Here is a 16,727-nt window from a genome sequence, read left to right as displayed (position 1 = left end):
GGGAACCGATCTTTATATTAAGCAGAAAAAATACCCCTATTTATATAGGATATGTACCGGCATGCTGTTTCATATCCTACTTCTGCCTTGATACAAATATCCGCTATGCCTGCTTACCAAAAAATACCCAAATCACGGTATTTTTGGTGCGCAAACACCCTGTAAATACCGTGAAAACACGGGGTTGATAAAAAAGATTAACTTATTAATTTAGTGGCTTAAACTCTATTTTTTTTAAACCCTTAAACAACTGTCATGATAGAAGAACGTAGGCTGCAGCCAATTGGTGTTACAAAAAGCGTGTTAAAAAGATTAACCAACAATTTCCGGAAACGGGTACTCTATTTACACAAGAACGCCGATTCGCCGATGGCACATGACCTGAAAAATGATTCATCGAGCATTTGGTTTTCAAAAGCTGACATTGAAAAATTATTTGACGCTAACCGTGTTGACGATAATGGTGGCCTGCGTATTTACTTTGGCGTTCACGATAAAGACGTGATGCAAACGGAGTTTGACGATAAATTAATGGTTGTTTTAGTAGCCACCCGTTTTGATGCCCACTCAGGTAAACAGGTTGACCAGCTTTATGATAATGATAAGCACGAACTGGTTGAGCCTATTGCCCTGGCGCCCAAAATGATGACCGTTGCAGCAACAGGTTCAAAGCAAAAGCTTGAGGCCGGTACAGGTTTAGATCATGGAAAGATCTGCCCGCCGGCGCAATGCCCGTTAACATAATAATTTTAATGCCCACATTTTTATACTTAGCATTCGAAACCATAGCGCTTCTTATATTGATCATTCAATATAAGAAGCTTGAAAAATCAGTTTATATCTATTTCCTCCCCTACCTGCTATTCATCGTAATATATGAATGCGCGTCGGTTTTCAATCTTTTCAACGTACACGGTAGTAACGCTTACATCACCAATATTGTAATTACTATCGAGTTTGCATTCTACAGTTTCTTCCTTATCTCCCTTATTTCGCGCAAACTGAAACGGCTTTTAACAGCATTGGTAATAGTTTGCCTGCTGTTTACCGTGGTGGATGTGTTTTTTTTACAAGGCTTTTGGAACTTGTGTACCATTGCCATATTGGTACAGTACGTAATGCTTATCGTTTTGGTATGCTGTTTCTTTTACCAGCTGATGAATAGCAGCGGGCAATCCATGTCGTTATTGAGCCTCCCGCATTTTTGGGTGAATACCGGGTTGCTTTTCTTTTGTTTGGCCGAGTTCCTGTTTTTCGCGGCGTTTGCCTATATGGCATCGCGTAATAACTATCACTATTACTTATTATCGCTGGTGATAGCTAATATGGCCAATTTAATTTTGTATTCTTGTTTATCCATATCATTCTTATGCTTCAGCAAGACGAAGAAGTTATCACCCTGATAATTGCAGGAACCATTATGTTGCTCTTGCTGGGCATGTTCATTATCAGCTTTTTATTCTTTTATCAGCGCAAGCACAATAACCACCTCAGCGAAAAAACGCAGCTGCAATCAAAATTTCACCAGGAACTTTTAAAAACGCAGATAGAGGTGCAGGAACAAACCCTCAACCACATCAGCCGGGAGATTCATGATAACATTGGACAGGTACTCTCCTTCGTAAAGCTCTCATTAGCCACGGTAAAAAATATGGATACCGGGCAGCAGCATCAAAAAATAGATGAGAACCGCGAACTGATTGCCCAGGCTATTAATGACCTGCGCGATCTGTCAAAAAGTTTAAGCTTTGAACGTATAAAGGTTGTGGGCCTTAAAAGTGCTATTATGCGCGAGGTTGACCGCATTAACAAAAGCGAGCTTATTAAGGCCGGATTGGAGGTGAAGGGCGACGAGTATGAGCTTGGCGCACAGCGCGAACTGGTATTATTCCGCATATTTCAGGAGGCGTTTAACAACACATTGAAATACGCTTTTGCCGCCAATTTAAAAATCTGTTTGAATTACACTGCCGATTTGTTTACTTTGGAGATTGAAGATGATGGCGCGGGTTTTTCAATTACCGATAAACTGAAAGAAAACAGTGGTTCGGGCTTGAAAAACATGGAAAACAGGGCAACCCTGATCGGTGGAACGGCTACAATAAGCAGCGAACCGGGCGGGGGCTGCAGTATAAAAATTTCTCTTGACCCACTTGTTAAACAAAATTATGCCGACGGACACTATCCAAATAGCGCTGGTTGATGATCACCGCCTCTTCAGAAGCGGCATTGTATCCCTTATAAATAACCTCAACGGATTTAATATTCTGTTTGAAGCCGGTAACGGAGAAGAGCTGGGCCGTAAAATTTCGCCCAAAAACAAGCCTAATATCATATTGCTGGATATCAACATGCCCGTTATGGATGGCATCAGCACCGCGCAATGGTTAAAGGAGAATTACCCGGAGATCTGCATCATTGTACTATCCATGTTTGAGGATGCCGAAAAGGTGCTCACCATGGTGAAAATGGGTGTAAAGGGCTACCTGCTGAAAGACTCGGAACCCGGCGAATTTGAACAAGCCTTAACCAAGGTATCGCAAGGCGAAGTATATTATCCGGAGTTTGTTACCCGCCACCTGATCAACAGCTTTAACAACAAGGTTGAAGATATTAAGCTGAACAGCCGCGAGTTGGAGTTTTTAAAACTTGCGGGTACCGAACTTACCTACAAAGAAATTGCCGACCAAATGTGCGTTAGCGTACGCACGGTTGATGGTTACCGCGATCAGCTTTTCGAAAAACTGCAAATAAAAAGCCGTGTAGGCCTGGTACTTTACGCCATAAAAAATAAGCTGATAGAATTGTAATTTGCTAAAATAATTAGCAAATTTGTTCTTATGGCACATGAGGATAATCCGGAGTATTTTAAGGGAAGAGGCGCGCAGGTTAATACCCACAATAAGTTTTTAAAGAACAAATATGTGTTAGAGCATATTGAGGGGCTGGATGAACCGCTACTTGAAAACACCGCTACGCAATTATTTGAAGAGAACGCGAAGAAGATAGTAAGCGAGTCGAACAGTCCGGATCTGAGCCACATGTACTCTATTAACCCTTACCAGGGATGCGAACATGGCTGCATTTACTGTTACGCCCGCAACAGTCACGAATATTATGGTTTCAGCGCCGGGCTCGATTTTGAACGAAAGATCATCGTAAAACGCAATGCCGCCGAACTGCTCGAAAAATATTTCAATAAAAAGAATTACGAACCCGTCCCCATTGTACTATCCGGCAATACCGACTGCTACCAGCCGATTGAGCGCAAGCTGAAAATTACCCGTTCGTTATTAGAGGTGTTTTTGCGCTACCGCAACCCGGTAAGTTTTATCACCAAGAATAACCTCATTCTGCGCGATTTGGATATTCTTACCGAAATGGCGAAGATGAACCTCGTTCATGTAAATGTATCCATCACATCGCTTGATGAGCAGTTGCGGCAAAAGCTGGAACCACGTACGGTTACCGCAACAGGGCGACTGGCGGTTATTCAAAAACTCTCGGAAAATAACATCCCGGTAAGGGTAATGGCCGCGCCAATTATTCCCGGCTTAAACAGTAACGAGATCCCCAATATTATAAAGGCCGCGGCAGATCGCGGCGCGCTTTCGGCCGGGTTTACCATAGTGAGGCTGAATGGCAGTATCGCCGAAATTTTTACCGATTGGGTACATAAAGCCTTCCCCGACCGTGCCGATAAGATATTGAATATGATACGTGCCTGCCACAACGGTAACCTTAACGACAGCGAGTTCGGTCGCCGTATGAGCGGCGACGGGCATGTCGCTAATTCCATTCACCAGTTGTTCCGTATGTCGTGTAACCGCTTTATGGCCGGGCGCGATATGCCTGCGTATGATCTGTCGTTGTTTACGCCTAAAAATGGCAAGCAAACGACCTTATTTTGACCATGATTTTATGGGATTTTTGGGATTGCCTTGATTTTGGAAAAAAACATCGAGTTGGGGATTTCTTTGATTGGTTTAAAAATGATTGGCAATAAAAAAGCCCTTTCTGGTGTGCAGAAAGGGCTTAGATGTTATTAAAAAGCATTGTCTTATAAAGACAGTATCTCTACTATCTTCAGCATATTGCTGTTTAGTTGTAAGTTCTTTTTAATGGCTTGTTCAAACGGGGTGTATGAAATTTCGCCGTGTATTACGCCTATCATTTCGGCACGGTGGCCGTCTTTAAGAGCTTCCACTGCGGCATAACCTACACGGCTTGCCAGTACACGGTCCATACAGGTTGGCCTGCCGCCGCGTTGTATGTGGCCCAGTATTGATACGCGGGTATCGTAGTTAGGGAATTTTTCTTTCACTAAACGACCAACTTCAAAAGCACCACCTTCCTGGTCGCCTTCGGCAACTATTACAATACGCGATGATTTATCTTTACGGCCATGCTCTAAACGGTGGAACAAAGCGTTCAAGTCGCCGGTACTTTCCGGTATCAATACGGCTTCGGCACCCGATGCAATACCCGAACGCAAGGCGATCAATCCCGAATCGCGGCCCATCACTTCAACAATAAATAAACGGTCGTGTGATTCTGCCGTATCGCGAATTTTATCAACCGCGTTAATAACGGTATTAATGGCGGTATCGTAACCTATGGTAAAATCGGTACCAACCAAATCGTTATCAATAGTGCCGGGTAGGCCGATGATAGGAATATCGTACTCCTCGCCCAGTAACTTAGCGCCGGTAAAAGTACCTTCGCCGCCAATGGCAACAAGGGCATCTACCTTATTCTTTTTTAACTGGAAATAGGCAAGTTTACGGCCTTCAGGAGTTCTGAATTCATCGCTGCGGGCCGATTTTAGTATGGTTCCGCCGCGTTGTATAATGTTTGAAACAGATTTACGGTTCATTGGCTCGTATTCGCCGTTGATCATGCCTTCGTAACCGCGGCGGATGCCTGTTACCTGTATATCATGATACAATGCTGTACGTACCACTGCCCTGATGGCAGCATTCATGCCCGGCGAGTCACCTCCGGAAGTATATACTCCTATGTTTTTGATTTGGCTCATTTTTTATTCTTGTAGGCAGCTATTCCGCTGTCCAAAAATTTTAAATAACTGCTAATATTAAAGTTCGCGCCTGATGGTTCGATGGTTTTGTTATTAGGGTCAGTCATTAAATTACCATCGCTATCAAGCAGCACATAAAATGGCTGTGCATTAGCGTTAAAACGCTCGGCCTGCATATCCTGCCATTTGGCGCCTAAATTAGTAATTTTTTTGCCACTAAAGGCCGAAGTATATTGCTCTTCGGGTTTTAATTCTGTTTTATCGTCGGTATATAGCTGTAACAACACATAATCGTCTCGTATGCGTTTAAACACCTGCGGGTCTTCCCACACATCGTTCTCCATTTGGCGGCAATTCACACAGTTCCAACCGGTAAAATCAATCATTATGGGTTTGTGCAGCTCTTTGGAAACCTGCAAAGCCTGCTCATAATCGTACCAGGCATCAAGTCCTTTTACCTTGGCTCGGCTAAATATTTCGGCGTATTTTTTTTCTTTAACAGATGATTGCGCCAAAGCAGGAGCTGCTGATCCGCCTCCGTTTTCTGAAAGGTAAAAATCCTGCGTGGCTGGTGGCGGCAATAAAGCGCTCAGTGGTTTCAGCGGCGCACCCCATAAACCGGGTACCAGGTAAATTACAAAGGCGAAAACGATAACAGCCAAAAAGATGCGTGGTACAGATACGAATTGCAGATCGCTATCGTGCGAGAACTTGATCTTGCCTATAAGGTATAATCCCATCAGGAAGAAGATCGCTATCCACAGCGCCAGGTAAATATCGCGGTTAAACCAGTTCCAGTGGTAGGCTAAATCAACATTCGATAAAAACTTAAGTGCCAGCGCTATCTCTAAAAAGCCCAATACTACCTTAATGCTGTTCAGCCATCCGCCCGATTTTGGCAGGCTCTTTAATGCCGAAGGGAACAACGCGAATAAAGTAAATGGTAATGCCAGCGCTAATGAAAAGCCGAACATGCCCACAGCAGGAGCAAGTCTTTCGCCGTTTGTAGCTGCCAATACCAGCATATTACCAATGAGCGGACCTGTACATGAGAATGATACCACCACCAACGTAGCCGCCATAAAGAAGATACCGGCAAGGCCGCCTTTATCCGAATTGGCATCCAGCTTATTGGCCAGCGAGCTTGGCAGCGTAATTTCGAAAGCGCCCAAAAACGACACCCCGAAAACCACCAGTAATATAAAGAATAGTAAATTAAATATACCGTTTGTGGCCAGCGCGTTCAGCGCGCCCGGACCAAAGGCCAGCGTAACAGCGAAGCCTAAAAGCACATATATTACAATGATAGATATACCATAAATAATAGAATGCAGTATCCCCTTTTGCCTTGAGCCTGCTTTTTTGGTAAAAAAGCTAACCGTTAAGGGTAGTAATGGATAGATGCATGGCATGGTAACCGCCAGCAAACCTTGTATAAAACCGGTAATGAATAACGTCCATAACGATTGTGATGGCGCTGCGGGTTTTGCTAAAGTTGTTGCTTTAACTTCTGTAGCGGGTTTTGCGATGGCCTTTTTTGCTTCACGGGCCTTTTTCGCGGCGGCTATACTATCGGCCGCCGATGGAATATCGGTAAATTCAATATCTGCCGATGATGTGGTATCTGTTTGCGCCTTAGCAGGAGTGCCTGCCGTTAATAACAGGGCGAATACAAACAGGAGAAACGAAAATCGTTTAAGGTTCTTTAAAAAAATCATGATGCTTACCGGGATTATTTAACTGGAATACTAAACGATACTTGTTCCGGTGGTAAGCATTTGGTATCGTTACAGGTCATAAACTCTAAGCTGCCTTTTACAGTGGCGGCTTTGCCGTTCAATTTTATTTTTTGCTGAAAAATGGCAGATGTTTCAAAAAAGGTAACATCCATGCCAAATACTTTTTCGTTACGGGTAATGCCTTTTGGTTCGCTTGGTTTGCCAACAAGCGTATATTCTTTTGAAGGGGTAAATACAAACGATGTTTTAACCGGGCCGCCCTCTTTTACATTTTGCGAGTAAACGTGCCAGCCTTCGTCAATAGTGGCTTTTAAAAATACGATGGCCTCTTTAGCATTCACCTTTTTGGCCGCGTACGACCACTTTACATGCGCTTCAATTTGCGCGAAAGCTCCGGTGCTAAATAAAATAACAGTTAACAAGGTCAGTAACTTCTTCATTATATTGTTTTGTTTAAAAATTCAATTTGTTTTAAGTCGAACATCAATTCACGGTTGTCGCTGTTTACAACCAACAGCCCGTTCTCTTTAACGCCGGTAATATTACCTGTGAAAACGGAATTGTTTGACTTATATTCTCTCTCTTCGTTTAACCAGTATAAAGCGGCTAAATACTCCTCGCGTATCTCAGCCACCTTGCCTGCCTTTAAGCGCAGATAGGCAGCTTCAATATGGCTGCAAATTTCTGACAATAAAAGCCGTAAATCGTAATCCCTTTGTAAGATTTGCTTAACTGACGCAGGATTAGGCACATGCGCCGGAAATACATCCTGATTTACATTGATACCTATGCCAACCACGGCATGTTTAATAGTGCTGCCCTGCACTATGTTTTCAATGAGTATGCCGCCCAGCTTTTTGTCGGCGTAATATACATCATTCGGCCATTTTATTTTTAATAAGCTGCCTAAATGCTGCTTAAGTGCGTTATGCACACCTAAGCTTACAACTCGAACCAAATCAAACTGCTGATTTACAGGTAAAAAGGAAGGGTTAAGCAGCAGGCTGAAAGTAAGGTTTTTACCAGGTTCGGCATGCCATCCGTTTTGTTGCTGGCCACGGCCGGCATACTGCTCTTCTGCCATAATGACCGTTCCCTCAGGTACTGGCTTGGAATTTGACAGTAAATTCTTGAGGAATGTGTTGGTGGAGTCAATTTGTTTAATTGTTACTAAATTTTGTCCAACAAATAATCCCGAAAATATGTTATTTTGCAAAGTATAATATCTAAAACTTAAAATCGTTCAAAACTAAGTCTTTTTGATGGTAAAAAACAAAGCGTTAAAAGAGTCCGCTTATATTTCCGAACTCGCCATTCACGGCATTCAGGAAAAAAAAGGGAATGATATAGTGAGGTTAGACCTTCGGAACATATTCAGTTCAGTATCTGATTATTTCGTGATATGCCATGCCGATTCGTCAACACAGGTGCGCGCCATTGCCAACAGTGTTGAGGATGAAATTTTTAAGGCAACGCAGCAAGAACCCTGGAGAAAAGAGGGCTTGGAATACAGCGAATGGATATTGCTGGACTATATAGATGTGGTGATCCACATTTTCAGGACCGACAAAAGAGAATTCTACGGAATGGAAGATCTGTGGGGGGATGCAGAGATAAAAAATTATAAAAGCGCTTAAACCTACGTACATCATACAACCCCTGTTTATTTTGAAATATTGATTGTATGTTTGAGCCTGTATTAACATGAAAGATAATAACTTGGAAAAACCAAAACCAATTCGGAAAATTTCGAATAAGAAGATAACTCCTAAGCCACCTAAGTTTAATATTATGTGGCTTTACGGCATACTGATAGTTGCATTACTGGTTGTGCCAACCATTATTGGCGGCAGCAACGGCCGAACCATCAGTTTTCAGCGTTTTGAAAGTGAAATGCTGAGCCAGCGCGATGTGGAGAAGATCGTGGTATATAAAAACGGCGAGCTTGTAGTAGCCGAGGTTTACATTAAAAAGAACAGCCTTGCCAAGCCGCAATATAAAGATGTAAAGACAGATCAGCGCTCGTTCACCATGAACCCATCGAGCGGACCACAGTATAACTTTACTGATGCAACCTACGAAAGCCTTAAAAACTCCATAGCCAATTCAGAAAAAAACATACCTGATAGCGAAAAAACCCCGATAGTATACGAACAACATGAGAATTGGTTAACCAACTCGCTGTTCCAGTTTATTATTATGGGCGTATTGCTGGTAGTTGTTTGGCTGTTCATCATGCGTCGCATGTCGGGCGGTTCAGGCGGTGGCCCGGGTGGTCAAATCTTCAACATCGGTAAATCAAAAGCTACCCTGTTTGATAAAGAAGCCCAGGTATCGGTAACCTTTAATGATGTTGCCGGTTTGGAAGAAGCCAAGCAAGAGGTAATGGAAATTGTAGATTTCCTTAAAAACCCTAAAAAATATACCAACCTGGGTGGTAAAATTCCTAAAGGCGCATTGCTGGTAGGTTCGCCGGGTACAGGTAAAACATTGTTGGCCAAAGCCGTTGCAGGCGAGGCGCAGGTGCCTTTCTTCTCACTTTCAGGCTCTGACTTTGTGGAGATGTTTGTGGGTGTGGGTGCTTCACGTGTACGTGATTTGTTCCGCCAGGCTAAAGATAAGGCGCCATGTATCATCTTTATTGATGAGATTGATGCTATCGGCCGTGCCCGTGGCAAAAACAATATTGTAGGCGGTAACGATGAACGCGAAAACACCCTGAACCAGTTATTGGTGGAGATGGATGGTTTCGGTACCGATTCTGGTATCATCATACTGGCAGCTACCAACCGCCCCGATGTACTTGACTCTGCGCTATTACGTCCCGGACGTTTTGACAGACAGGTATCTATCGACAAACCGGATTTGGTTGGCCGCGAGCAGATCTTTAAAGTACACTTAAAACCGGTTAAACTGGCCGAAGGTGTTGATGCTAAAAAACTATCGGCTCAAACCCCTGGTTTTGCCGGTGCCGAAATTGCCAACGTTTGTAACGAAGCGGCTCTTATTGCTGCCCGTAAAAACAAAGAGGCGGTTGATATGCAAGATTTTCAGGATGCTATTGACCGCGTAATTGGTGGTTTAGAGAAAAAGAACAAGATCATCTCTCCGGAAGAGAAACGCATTGTGGCTTATCACGAGGCTGGTCACGCTATTGCAGGCTGGTTCCTGGAGCATGCCGATCCGTTGGTTAAGGTATCAATTGTTCCGCGTGGTGTTGCCGCTTTAGGTTACGCGCAATACCTGCCGAAAGAGCAATTCTTATACACTACCGAGCAATTGCTTGATGGTATGAGTATGACGCTTGGCGGTCGTGTGGCGGAGGATATCACCTTTGGTAAAATATCAACCGGTGCCCAAAACGATTTGGAGCGCATTACCAAACTTGCCTACGCTATGGTTACCATTTATGGTATGAATGATAAGGTAGGTAACGTATCGTTCAATGATACACAAGGCGAATACCAGTTCAACAAGCCATATTCAGAAAAAACATCGGAATTAATAGATCAGGAAGTTCGTAACCAGATCAATACCGTTTACGAGCGTACCAAACAATTGCTGCTGGATAAACGCGATGGTTTAGAGAAACTGGCTAACAAACTATTGGAAAAAGAGATCCTGTTCCAATCTGATCTGGAAGAGATATTGGGTAAACGTCCGTTTGATCATCGTACTACTTATGATGAATTTGTGAACGGCGCGACCGAATCAAACCAGGATCCTGTTGCACAAAACTTAGTGCACGAAGGCATTAGCGACCATTCAGGTACGTTTAACCGTAACCCTGAAGAGAAAGAAGCTAACGGTACAGATACGAAGTAAAAACAATTAATGATATAAAGCCATTCGCGGTTAGGCGAATGGCTTTACTGTTTTATAATGAGGGATATTACTACACCGAAAGAGAAACTGCTGAAAAAGATCCGCAAGGCGTTGCTGGAAAAAAGGGACAATCCTTATCCAAACCTTGAAGATCTGCCATTGTATCCCGCTAACGAAGAAATGCTGGAGGTACTTTTCGCCGAGCAGTTTACTGAAGCGGCCGGTCAGTTTGTTTTTTGTGAGGATGATATCCAGTTTATTGAAAACCTGCTTACCCTTGCCGAAGAGCGCAAGTGGCACAAAATTTACTGCTGGGAGCCCGAACTGCAAAACATCCTTACCCAGTATGAATACCCTTATTTTGAAACCGATAAAGATTTTGACCAGGCACAGGTGGGTTTTACCCTTTGCGAAGCGCTGATAGCCCGTAACGGAAGCATCATGCTCTCAAACGCGGGCATGGCAGGCCGCAGGTTGAGCATTTATCCACCGGTACATATTGTACTGGCCTACACCTCTCAATTAGTTTTAGAAGTTAAGGACGGCCTGAAACTGCTAAAGAAGAAATACGGTACAAACCTGCCCTCCATGATCACCAACATCACCGGCCCAAGCCGCACAGCCGACATAGAAAAAACACTGGTGTTAGGTGCCCACGGCCCCAAGGAGCTGTTCGTGTTTCTGCTGGATGGGTGATTGAGTTGTAGGTTGTGTGTTGTAAGTTGTGGGTGGGTAGATGTGACCCTTAGTCAGAGCAAAAAATCCAATCAAGGTAATCCAATCAATCCTTCAAATCATGGTCAAAATCATGGTCATGGTAAGAAGGACTCCAACATCGCTTCCTCCAATACCACTCTTTCACTTGGGCTGTTGCCATTGTATTCCCATTTGATGAGGCGGATGTAACCATCGGCTATTTCAATGCCGGTGATGTCGCCATCGTCGAAACAGCAGCAGCCGCTGTTAAAATAGGTGGGTTTATAGGTTGAAAAATCGAAGGAGTCGTCGCCTTTATAATTGCGGTCGGTTATTTGTTTTTGCAGGGAGACGATCAAGGCTTCGTTCTTAGCCAGCCGGGCACGGCCAAGATCGGCATACAACTTCTCGATATGCGTAAATGACGCGAAAACCGGCTGATGCGTATGCCCGGTGATAAAAAGCATGTTTTGTTGCTTCGCGCTCCACTCGTACATGATGCGGTTATGATCGGTCTTCATCAAGTCGTTAGTGGCCGGGGTGTTAATATTGAGGTGCAGGTACGATTGCAGCGGCGCCCATATATTTGATACGAACCATTTACTGAACCAATTACCGTCGCTTTGCAAATCACCCTGGTGGCCATGCGTCATAAATATTTCGAGCGGTTTGCAATTAATACTGGTTTGCAGTATTGCGCCTTCATAAACCTTTATGGCTTTACCGTAGAGTTGCATCAGGCTCACCTGTGCCAGCGGATCGTTATCCCAATACAAGTCATGATTGCCAAATATTTTGATGAAAGCATCACGGTTCAAAAATTCCTTCTCGGCTTCAAAGGTGGCCTTATTATGGCGCTTTACAGTAATAAACAAGTTCGCCCAAAGCTCTTCGCTATCACCAAGATTGATATAGGCGTATCCTGCCTTATTATAATGCGCCAGCGCGGCTAAGTAGTTCTTCTCGGCAAGGGCGAAGATATCCGCGTCATCACGCGCCCCCTTATGCTGATCGGACAGGATGATAAACTTATCTGTATGCGGGTTAAACTGAATAACCGGTCCCCGATCTCCTTTACCCTCCCGTATTTTTTTCAGTAGTTTATTCAGCGCGTAATTCACCCGCCTTTTATCCGGCCGCGACGAATATTTGTCGGCCAGTTTACTCACTGGCTTACGTAATAATTGCTGAAGAAATTTGCGCATCTAAACACTAATGTATTAACAATGTGGATTGTTTGGCGCACGCGTAAATTAAATGGGGTTGTACTATCAATAAAAGTATATTCTACCTTCTTTCAAACAAGACGGAAGGACAATTCATTTCCATAGCATCATAAAAAAATAAAAATAAATTTTATAAATGAACGAACGTTCACTTATATTTGTGCCGTAACTATTTAACTATTAATGCGCACACGAAATACGGATAAGGAGCAACTGGTAAAACAAACAGCTATTGAGCTTTTGGTGAATGATGGCTTTGAGGGCTTTAGCATGAACAAGCTGGCAAAGGCCTGCGGAATATCTGTTGCTACGCTGTATATCTATTATAAGGATAAGGACGACCTGATCATTAAAATAGGTACCGAAGAATACCGGTTAATGTGCGAGCAGATTTTGGAGAACTTTAATCCTGAAGTAGGTTTTGAGGAAGGCTTACGGCACCAATGGAAAAACCGGGTAAAGCACGCGTTGCGCAGTCCTGTTTTGGGCGCGTTTTTTGAGCAATTACGTTCATCAACCTACCAACAAGAGATTTACGAAGTGTTTGTAGATGAGTTTAAAGAAACAATGGGCCGGTTTATGCACAATGCCATCAAGCGCGGCGAAATTAACGCCATGCCTTTGGAGGTGTACTGGGCTATAGCGTTTGGCCCGTTGTATAACTTGTTGCGTTTTCACCAGGAAGGCCGTAGTATAGGTGGCAGGGCATTTATACTTACCGATGATATGATATGGCAGGCATTTGCCCTGGTGATAAAGGCGCTAAAAAATTAAATGGTTTACCGGCAACATTTATGAATGTTATGGAAGAGCAAATATTTGTATTTAAAACCAGCATCAAAACCGAGCGCGACAGGCAAAACATCTGTTCGCTGCTCAACGCTACAGAGGGCGTAGCCGATTGGAACGTTGACCTCGACGATTGCGACCGGGTACTGCGCGTTGTAACTGCCACGCTTGATGCCTTAAGCATTATTGAATTAATTAATCAAAAGGGCTATCTGTGTATAGAACTTGACTAAACAATTATCCCCACAAAATGAAACAACCACAATCAACCGCGGCAACACCGTTTACCGCATACCAAAAGCTGCTGATAGGCATACTGGCCTTGTTGCAGTTCACCGTAATATTAGATTTTATGGTGCTATCGCCATTGAGCGATATCCTCATGAAATCGTTAAACGTCACTCCTGCGCAATTTGGCTGGGTGGTATCAGTATACGCGTTCAGCGCGGGTGGCTCCGGCCTGCTTGCCGCCGGTTTCGCTGATAAATTCGACAGGAAGAAACTGCTGGTGTTCTTTTATGCCGGTTTTATATTAGGCACCTTCGGTTGCGCTATGGCCACAAGCTACCATTTGTTACTGGCAGCCCGCGTTGTTACCGGCCTTTTCGGTGGTGTTATAGGTGCTATATCAATGGCCGTAGTTACCGATATTTTTGAACTTAACCAGCGCGGCCGTGTAATGGGCGTATTGCAAATGGGTTTTGCAGGCAGCCAGGTGCTGGGTATCCCTATCGGTTTGTACTTTGCTAACTTATGGGGATGGCACGCGCCGTTTTTAATGATAGTTGGTCTGGCCGTATTGTTAATGCTGGTAATGGTGTTTAAAATGCAGCCGGTTAATAAGCATTTGGCACTACAGTCGGAAAAGAACGCGTTTTTGCACCTTGGGCATACGGTATCTAACAGCCGCTATCAAACCGGCTTTTTAGCTACAGCTTTCCTGTCGGTTGGTGGGTTTATGCTGATGCCTTTTGGCAGCGCGTACCTGATCAATAATATCCATATTTCGCAACATTCGCTGCCTATGGTGTTTTTGTGCACCGGTATATCATCTATAGTGATTATGCCCCTCATTGGTAAGCTGAGCGATAAGCTGAACAAGTTTCACCTCTTTACCGGCGGTTCAATACTGGCTATCATTATGATATTGATCTACACCAACCTGCCGCCTGTGCCGCTGTGGCTGGTGGTAGTGGTTAACATGATCATGTTTATGGGCATCATGAGCCGCATGATTCCGGCCACTACGCTTAATACCGGTATCCCCGAAATGGCCGATCGCGGTGCTTACATGAGTATCAGTTCGTCGTTACAACAGGTGGCCGGTGGTATTGGTGCTGTAATTGCTGGCTTGATAGTATCGCAATCAGGCAAGGGTGCTCCATTGCAGCATTACAGCACTTTAGGTATTGTGGTTGCAGTTGTAATTACCGCCTGTATCTTCTTTGTATACCGTGTAAGTGTAATGGTGCAAAACAAACAGCGCGAAGTAGTTAATGTAGCTGCTGCCGAAAATTACGATAGCATAGACGAGGTACTGCCCGAGCATTTATAAGTAAACCTGGTGTAATATTACCGTTAATGACCTGTCGCATAAATACCTTTTGGTATATTTGTATATGGACAGGTCATTATCAAAAGCCGAACGTACCCGTAAGTTCATTATTGAAAGTACTGCCGAGATCTTTAACAAAAAAGGTTACGCCGGCACTTCCATGTCAGACCTTACCGAAGCGACCGGGCTTACCAAAGGCAGCATATACGGTAATTTCGAGAACAAGGAAGAGGTTGCCCTGGCGGTATTTGATTACAACAGCGAAAAGGTGAAAAACCTGATCAGCGAGCAAATTAGCCGTGCCGCATCATACCATGATAAGCTGATGGTTTATGCCAAAGTGTATAAAAACGTAACTAAAGGGTTTATTACACAAGGCGGTTGCCCGATACTAAATACCGCCATTGAAGCCGATGATACCCATAACCTGCTGAAAGACCGCGCCGCCAAAGCCGTAATAAAGTGGAAGAAAAGCATCACCGACCTGATAGAAGGCGGTATCAGCGCAGGAGAATTTAAGCAAGACATCGAGATCCCCCGCACCGCCCTATCCATCATCGCCCTCATAGAAGGCGCGGTAATGATCTCCCGAGTAACCAACGACCTTGGAGCGATGGATAAAATATTAAAAACAGTAGAAGCGGTGATTGATGAGTTGAAAGTGGAGTGAAGGGGCGAGGTTCCGGGTTTGAGGTTCGGGTGTTACCTAACGCCTGTGCACTTTGAAAAGTCGGAAGAAAGTCCACCTCGCATATAAAACTCCCCCTTCAGGGGGCTGGGGGGCTCCACGCTTTCCGCAAAAACCTTAGCCAATTACCATGCATCATATTTTCAATATCCTTATCATTATAACCACGTGCTGCTAACAGGCCGGTAACCTTTTGCAGATCGGCAATGGTAACCAGATCATAAGGGCACTGCTCTCGGCCGAACGCGCCATCCAGATCAGAGCCAATACCTACGTGCAGCGCATTACCCGCTATCTGGCAGATATGATCGATATGATCTATCATCACTTCGAGGTTACAGTGCATCCCTTCGGGTGTCGATTGTCCGCGCACCCAGTTGGGTACCATCATCCAGGCATCGAGCGCGGCACCAATTACAGCGCCCCGTTCAATTAATACTTTTATCTGTTCATCGCTGTATTGGCGGTTGTGGTTTACCAATGCACGGCAATTATTATGACTGGCCCAAATGTGGCCGTTGAAATGATCGAGCGCTTCCCAAAAGCTATCGTCGCACAGGTGCGTAGCATCAAGGATGATGTTCAGTTGTTCCATCTTCTTCAATAGCTCATGACCTTTGGGCCCCATGTGCCCCGTGGCATCAGTCCCCTGCGCGTACCGGCCCGGGCCATAATGCGCAGGTCCTACAGCACGGAGGCCATAGGCATAAGCCCGTTCTAAATGTTCAACGGTAACAATAGAATCGGCTCCCTCTAAACTTAAAATATAACCTACAGGTTTTTGAGTATTGTCTTCACCATTATGCCATAAAGCCAAATGATTTTCCAGTGTTTGCAGGTTATTGATCTGCACCATTTCGCCTGCCTCTTCCATGGCTTTATACCAGGCCAGCTGTCCCTGCGTTTGTGCCCAGGCCTGTTCGGGCGAATGCCAGCCGGGCAAAGCATTATCCGGCGCTACATAGCGCGCTATCTGGGTAGCTACTACCAGGCCAATGTTCCCTTTGCGCAATTCGGGTAGTGATACTACGGCTTTTTCACGGTCGGGTTTATCCGTAAGGCCTTTCTCCCTCGCGTTGATATGAGCCACCGGCAGGGTAAGGTCGCGGTTCCATTCCAGCGCGTTCATACTTAGGTCGAGGTGGGCATCTACAATAAACATAGGCTTAAT

At 44.5% G+C, this 16,727-nt stretch carries 18 protein-coding genes; 12 read left to right on the top strand and 6 right to left on the bottom strand.

Features of this window, described 5'->3' with window-relative positions; genetic code table 11:
- The first annotated feature begins 255 nt into the window (after window positions 1-255).
- Genes AC07NA_RS12260 through AC07NA_RS12240 form a run of 5 tightly spaced genes read left to right on the top strand, consistent with a single transcriptional unit; the run spans window position 256 to window position 3,911 of the window.
- Window positions 256-744 carry a hypothetical protein gene (locus tag AC07NA_RS12260; protein ID WP_494897849.1) on the top strand — a complete coding sequence of 163 codons (489 nt, stop codon included), beginning with the start codon at window positions 256-258 and terminating at the stop codon, window positions 742-744.
- 8 nt (window positions 745-752) lie between these two features.
- Window positions 753-1,403 (top strand): hypothetical protein, encoded by a 651-nt coding sequence (locus AC07NA_RS12255; protein WP_494897848.1) that lies wholly within the window; start codon window positions 753-755, stop codon window positions 1,401-1,403.
- On the top strand, window positions 1,370-2,203 hold the full coding sequence (locus AC07NA_RS12250; RefSeq protein WP_494897846.1) for a sensor histidine kinase: 834 nt from the start codon (window positions 1,370-1,372) through the stop codon (window positions 2,201-2,203). The genes AC07NA_RS12255 and AC07NA_RS12250 overlap by 34 nt, the downstream gene beginning before the upstream one ends.
- Window positions 2,169-2,810: a response regulator gene (locus tag AC07NA_RS12245; RefSeq protein ID WP_494897845.1), complete on the top strand. Its 642-nt coding sequence runs from the start codon at window positions 2,169-2,171 to the stop codon at window positions 2,808-2,810. Before AC07NA_RS12250 ends, AC07NA_RS12245 begins: the two co-directional genes overlap by 35 nt.
- A gap of 30 nt (window positions 2,811-2,840) precedes the next feature.
- Window positions 2,841-3,911 carry a PA0069 family radical SAM protein gene (locus AC07NA_RS12240; protein WP_494897844.1) on the top strand — a complete coding sequence of 357 codons (1,071 nt, stop codon included), beginning with the start codon at window positions 2,841-2,843 and terminating at the stop codon, window positions 3,909-3,911.
- A gap of 149 nt (window positions 3,912-4,060) precedes the next feature.
- Here the strand turns inward: AC07NA_RS12240 and pfkA are convergent, their stop codons facing one another.
- From pfkA to AC07NA_RS12220, 4 genes are read right to left on the bottom strand one after another with little or no spacing between them, the layout of a single operon-like run.
- Complete coding sequence (gene pfkA, locus AC07NA_RS12235) at window positions 4,061-5,038, bottom strand: 6-phosphofructokinase (protein ID WP_345213441.1); 978 nt, start codon at window positions 5,036-5,038, stop codon at window positions 4,061-4,063.
- A complete protein-coding gene (locus tag AC07NA_RS12230; RefSeq protein ID WP_494897842.1) occupies window positions 5,035-6,756 on the bottom strand; it encodes a protein-disulfide reductase DsbD family protein in 1,722 nt (573 codons plus the stop codon). Before AC07NA_RS12230 ends, pfkA begins: the two co-directional genes overlap by 4 nt.
- Window positions 6,757-6,770: 14 nt before the next feature.
- Window positions 6,771-7,217: a protein-disulfide reductase DsbD domain-containing protein gene (locus AC07NA_RS12225; RefSeq protein WP_345213439.1), complete on the bottom strand. Its 447-nt coding sequence runs from the start codon at window positions 7,215-7,217 to the stop codon at window positions 6,771-6,773.
- Window positions 7,217-7,993 (bottom strand): biotin--[acetyl-CoA-carboxylase] ligase, encoded by a 777-nt coding sequence (locus tag AC07NA_RS12220; RefSeq protein WP_494897841.1) that lies wholly within the window; start codon window positions 7,991-7,993, stop codon window positions 7,217-7,219. The genes AC07NA_RS12225 and AC07NA_RS12220 overlap by 1 nt, the downstream gene beginning before the upstream one ends.
- Before the next feature lie 46 nt (window positions 7,994-8,039).
- Here AC07NA_RS12220 and rsfS point away from each other — a divergent pair, with 46 nt between their 5' ends.
- The 3 genes from rsfS to AC07NA_RS12205 all read left to right on the top strand — a co-directional run bounded on the left by rsfS (window position 8,040) and on the right by AC07NA_RS12205 (window position 11,298).
- Window positions 8,040-8,414: a ribosome silencing factor gene (rsfS, locus tag AC07NA_RS12215; protein WP_345213437.1), complete on the top strand. Its 375-nt coding sequence runs from the start codon at window positions 8,040-8,042 to the stop codon at window positions 8,412-8,414.
- A gap of 67 nt (window positions 8,415-8,481) precedes the next feature.
- Complete coding sequence (ftsH, locus tag AC07NA_RS12210) at window positions 8,482-10,602, top strand: ATP-dependent zinc metalloprotease FtsH (RefSeq protein ID WP_345213436.1); 2,121 nt, start codon at window positions 8,482-8,484, stop codon at window positions 10,600-10,602.
- A gap of 57 nt (window positions 10,603-10,659) precedes the next feature.
- On the top strand, window positions 10,660-11,298 hold the full coding sequence (locus tag AC07NA_RS12205) for a LutC/YkgG family protein (RefSeq protein ID WP_345213435.1): 639 nt from the start codon (window positions 10,660-10,662) through the stop codon (window positions 11,296-11,298).
- 116 nt (window positions 11,299-11,414) lie between these two features.
- Here AC07NA_RS12205 and AC07NA_RS12200 read toward each other — a convergent pair whose 3' ends face one another.
- On the bottom strand, window positions 11,415-12,503 hold the full coding sequence (locus tag AC07NA_RS12200) for a metallophosphoesterase (protein ID WP_494897840.1): 1,089 nt from the start codon (window positions 12,501-12,503) through the stop codon (window positions 11,415-11,417).
- Window positions 12,504-12,707: 204 nt separating this feature from the next.
- Between AC07NA_RS12200 and AC07NA_RS12195 the strand changes: the two genes are divergently transcribed.
- The 4 genes from AC07NA_RS12195 to AC07NA_RS12180 all read left to right on the top strand — a co-directional run bounded on the left by AC07NA_RS12195 (window position 12,708) and on the right by AC07NA_RS12180 (window position 15,538).
- Window positions 12,708-13,298, top strand: a complete 591-nt coding sequence (locus tag AC07NA_RS12195; RefSeq protein ID WP_494897839.1) for a TetR/AcrR family transcriptional regulator — start codon at window positions 12,708-12,710, stop codon at window positions 13,296-13,298.
- Window positions 13,256-13,546 carry a hypothetical protein gene (locus tag AC07NA_RS12190; RefSeq protein ID WP_494898160.1) on the top strand — a complete coding sequence of 97 codons (291 nt, stop codon included), beginning with the start codon at window positions 13,256-13,258 and terminating at the stop codon, window positions 13,544-13,546. The genes AC07NA_RS12195 and AC07NA_RS12190 overlap by 43 nt, the downstream gene beginning before the upstream one ends.
- Before the next feature lie 17 nt (window positions 13,547-13,563).
- On the top strand, window positions 13,564-14,868 hold the full coding sequence (locus AC07NA_RS12185; RefSeq protein ID WP_494897838.1) for an MFS transporter: 1,305 nt from the start codon (window positions 13,564-13,566) through the stop codon (window positions 14,866-14,868).
- 64 nt (window positions 14,869-14,932) lie between these two features.
- Complete coding sequence (locus AC07NA_RS12180; RefSeq protein ID WP_494897837.1) at window positions 14,933-15,538, top strand: TetR/AcrR family transcriptional regulator; 606 nt, start codon at window positions 14,933-14,935, stop codon at window positions 15,536-15,538.
- 97 nt (window positions 15,539-15,635) lie between these two features.
- On the opposite strand, the gene AC07NA_RS12175 is transcribed toward AC07NA_RS12180, so the two are convergent.
- Window positions 15,636-16,718 carry a dipeptidase gene (locus AC07NA_RS12175; RefSeq protein ID WP_494897836.1) on the bottom strand — a complete coding sequence of 361 codons (1,083 nt, stop codon included), beginning with the start codon at window positions 16,716-16,718 and terminating at the stop codon, window positions 15,636-15,638.
- Window positions 16,719-16,727 lie beyond the last annotated feature (9 nt).

The sequence above is a fragment of the Mucilaginibacter sp. GW821-FHT07G05 genome, assembly GCF_059418565.1.
Note: the sequence above shows the minus strand (reverse complement) of the source record. Positions and strands in the feature narration are given on the sequence as shown.

Excerpts from the sequence above, each read along its gene's own strand:
- AC07NA_RS12260 (WP_494897849.1), top strand. The coding sequence starts at position 256 with ATGATAGAAGAACGTAGGCTGCAGCCAATTGGTGTTACAAAAAGCGTG.
- AC07NA_RS12255 (WP_494897848.1), top strand. The coding sequence starts at position 753 with ATGCCCACATTTTTATACTTAGCATTCGAAACCATAGCGCTTCTTATA.
- AC07NA_RS12250 (WP_494897846.1), top strand. The coding sequence starts at position 1,370 with ATGCTTCAGCAAGACGAAGAAGTTATCACCCTGATAATTGCAGGAACC.
- AC07NA_RS12245 (WP_494897845.1), top strand. The coding sequence starts at position 2,169 with ATGCCGACGGACACTATCCAAATAGCGCTGGTTGATGATCACCGCCTC.
- AC07NA_RS12240 (WP_494897844.1), top strand. The coding sequence starts at position 2,841 with ATGGCACATGAGGATAATCCGGAGTATTTTAAGGGAAGAGGCGCGCAG.
- pfkA (WP_345213441.1), bottom strand. The coding sequence starts at position 5,038 with ATGAGCCAAATCAAAAACATAGGAGTATATACTTCCGGAGGTGACTCG.
- AC07NA_RS12230 (WP_494897842.1), bottom strand. The coding sequence starts at position 6,756 with ATGATTTTTTTAAAGAACCTTAAACGATTTTCGTTTCTCCTGTTTGTA.
- AC07NA_RS12225 (WP_345213439.1), bottom strand. The coding sequence starts at position 7,217 with ATGAAGAAGTTACTGACCTTGTTAACTGTTATTTTATTTAGCACCGGA.
- rsfS (WP_345213437.1), top strand. The coding sequence starts at position 8,040 with ATGGTAAAAAACAAAGCGTTAAAAGAGTCCGCTTATATTTCCGAACTC.
- ftsH (WP_345213436.1), top strand. The coding sequence starts at position 8,482 with ATGAAAGATAATAACTTGGAAAAACCAAAACCAATTCGGAAAATTTCG.
- AC07NA_RS12205 (WP_345213435.1), top strand. The coding sequence starts at position 10,660 with ATGAGGGATATTACTACACCGAAAGAGAAACTGCTGAAAAAGATCCGC.
- AC07NA_RS12200 (WP_494897840.1), bottom strand. The coding sequence starts at position 12,503 with ATGCGCAAATTTCTTCAGCAATTATTACGTAAGCCAGTGAGTAAACTG.
- AC07NA_RS12195 (WP_494897839.1), top strand. The coding sequence starts at position 12,708 with ATGCGCACACGAAATACGGATAAGGAGCAACTGGTAAAACAAACAGCT.
- AC07NA_RS12190 (WP_494898160.1), top strand. The coding sequence starts at position 13,256 with ATGGCAGGCATTTGCCCTGGTGATAAAGGCGCTAAAAAATTAAATGGT.
- AC07NA_RS12185 (WP_494897838.1), top strand. The coding sequence starts at position 13,564 with ATGAAACAACCACAATCAACCGCGGCAACACCGTTTACCGCATACCAA.
- AC07NA_RS12180 (WP_494897837.1), top strand. The coding sequence starts at position 14,933 with ATGGACAGGTCATTATCAAAAGCCGAACGTACCCGTAAGTTCATTATT.
- AC07NA_RS12175 (WP_494897836.1), bottom strand. The coding sequence starts at position 16,718 with ATGTTTATTGTAGATGCCCACCTCGACCTAAGTATGAACGCGCTGGAA.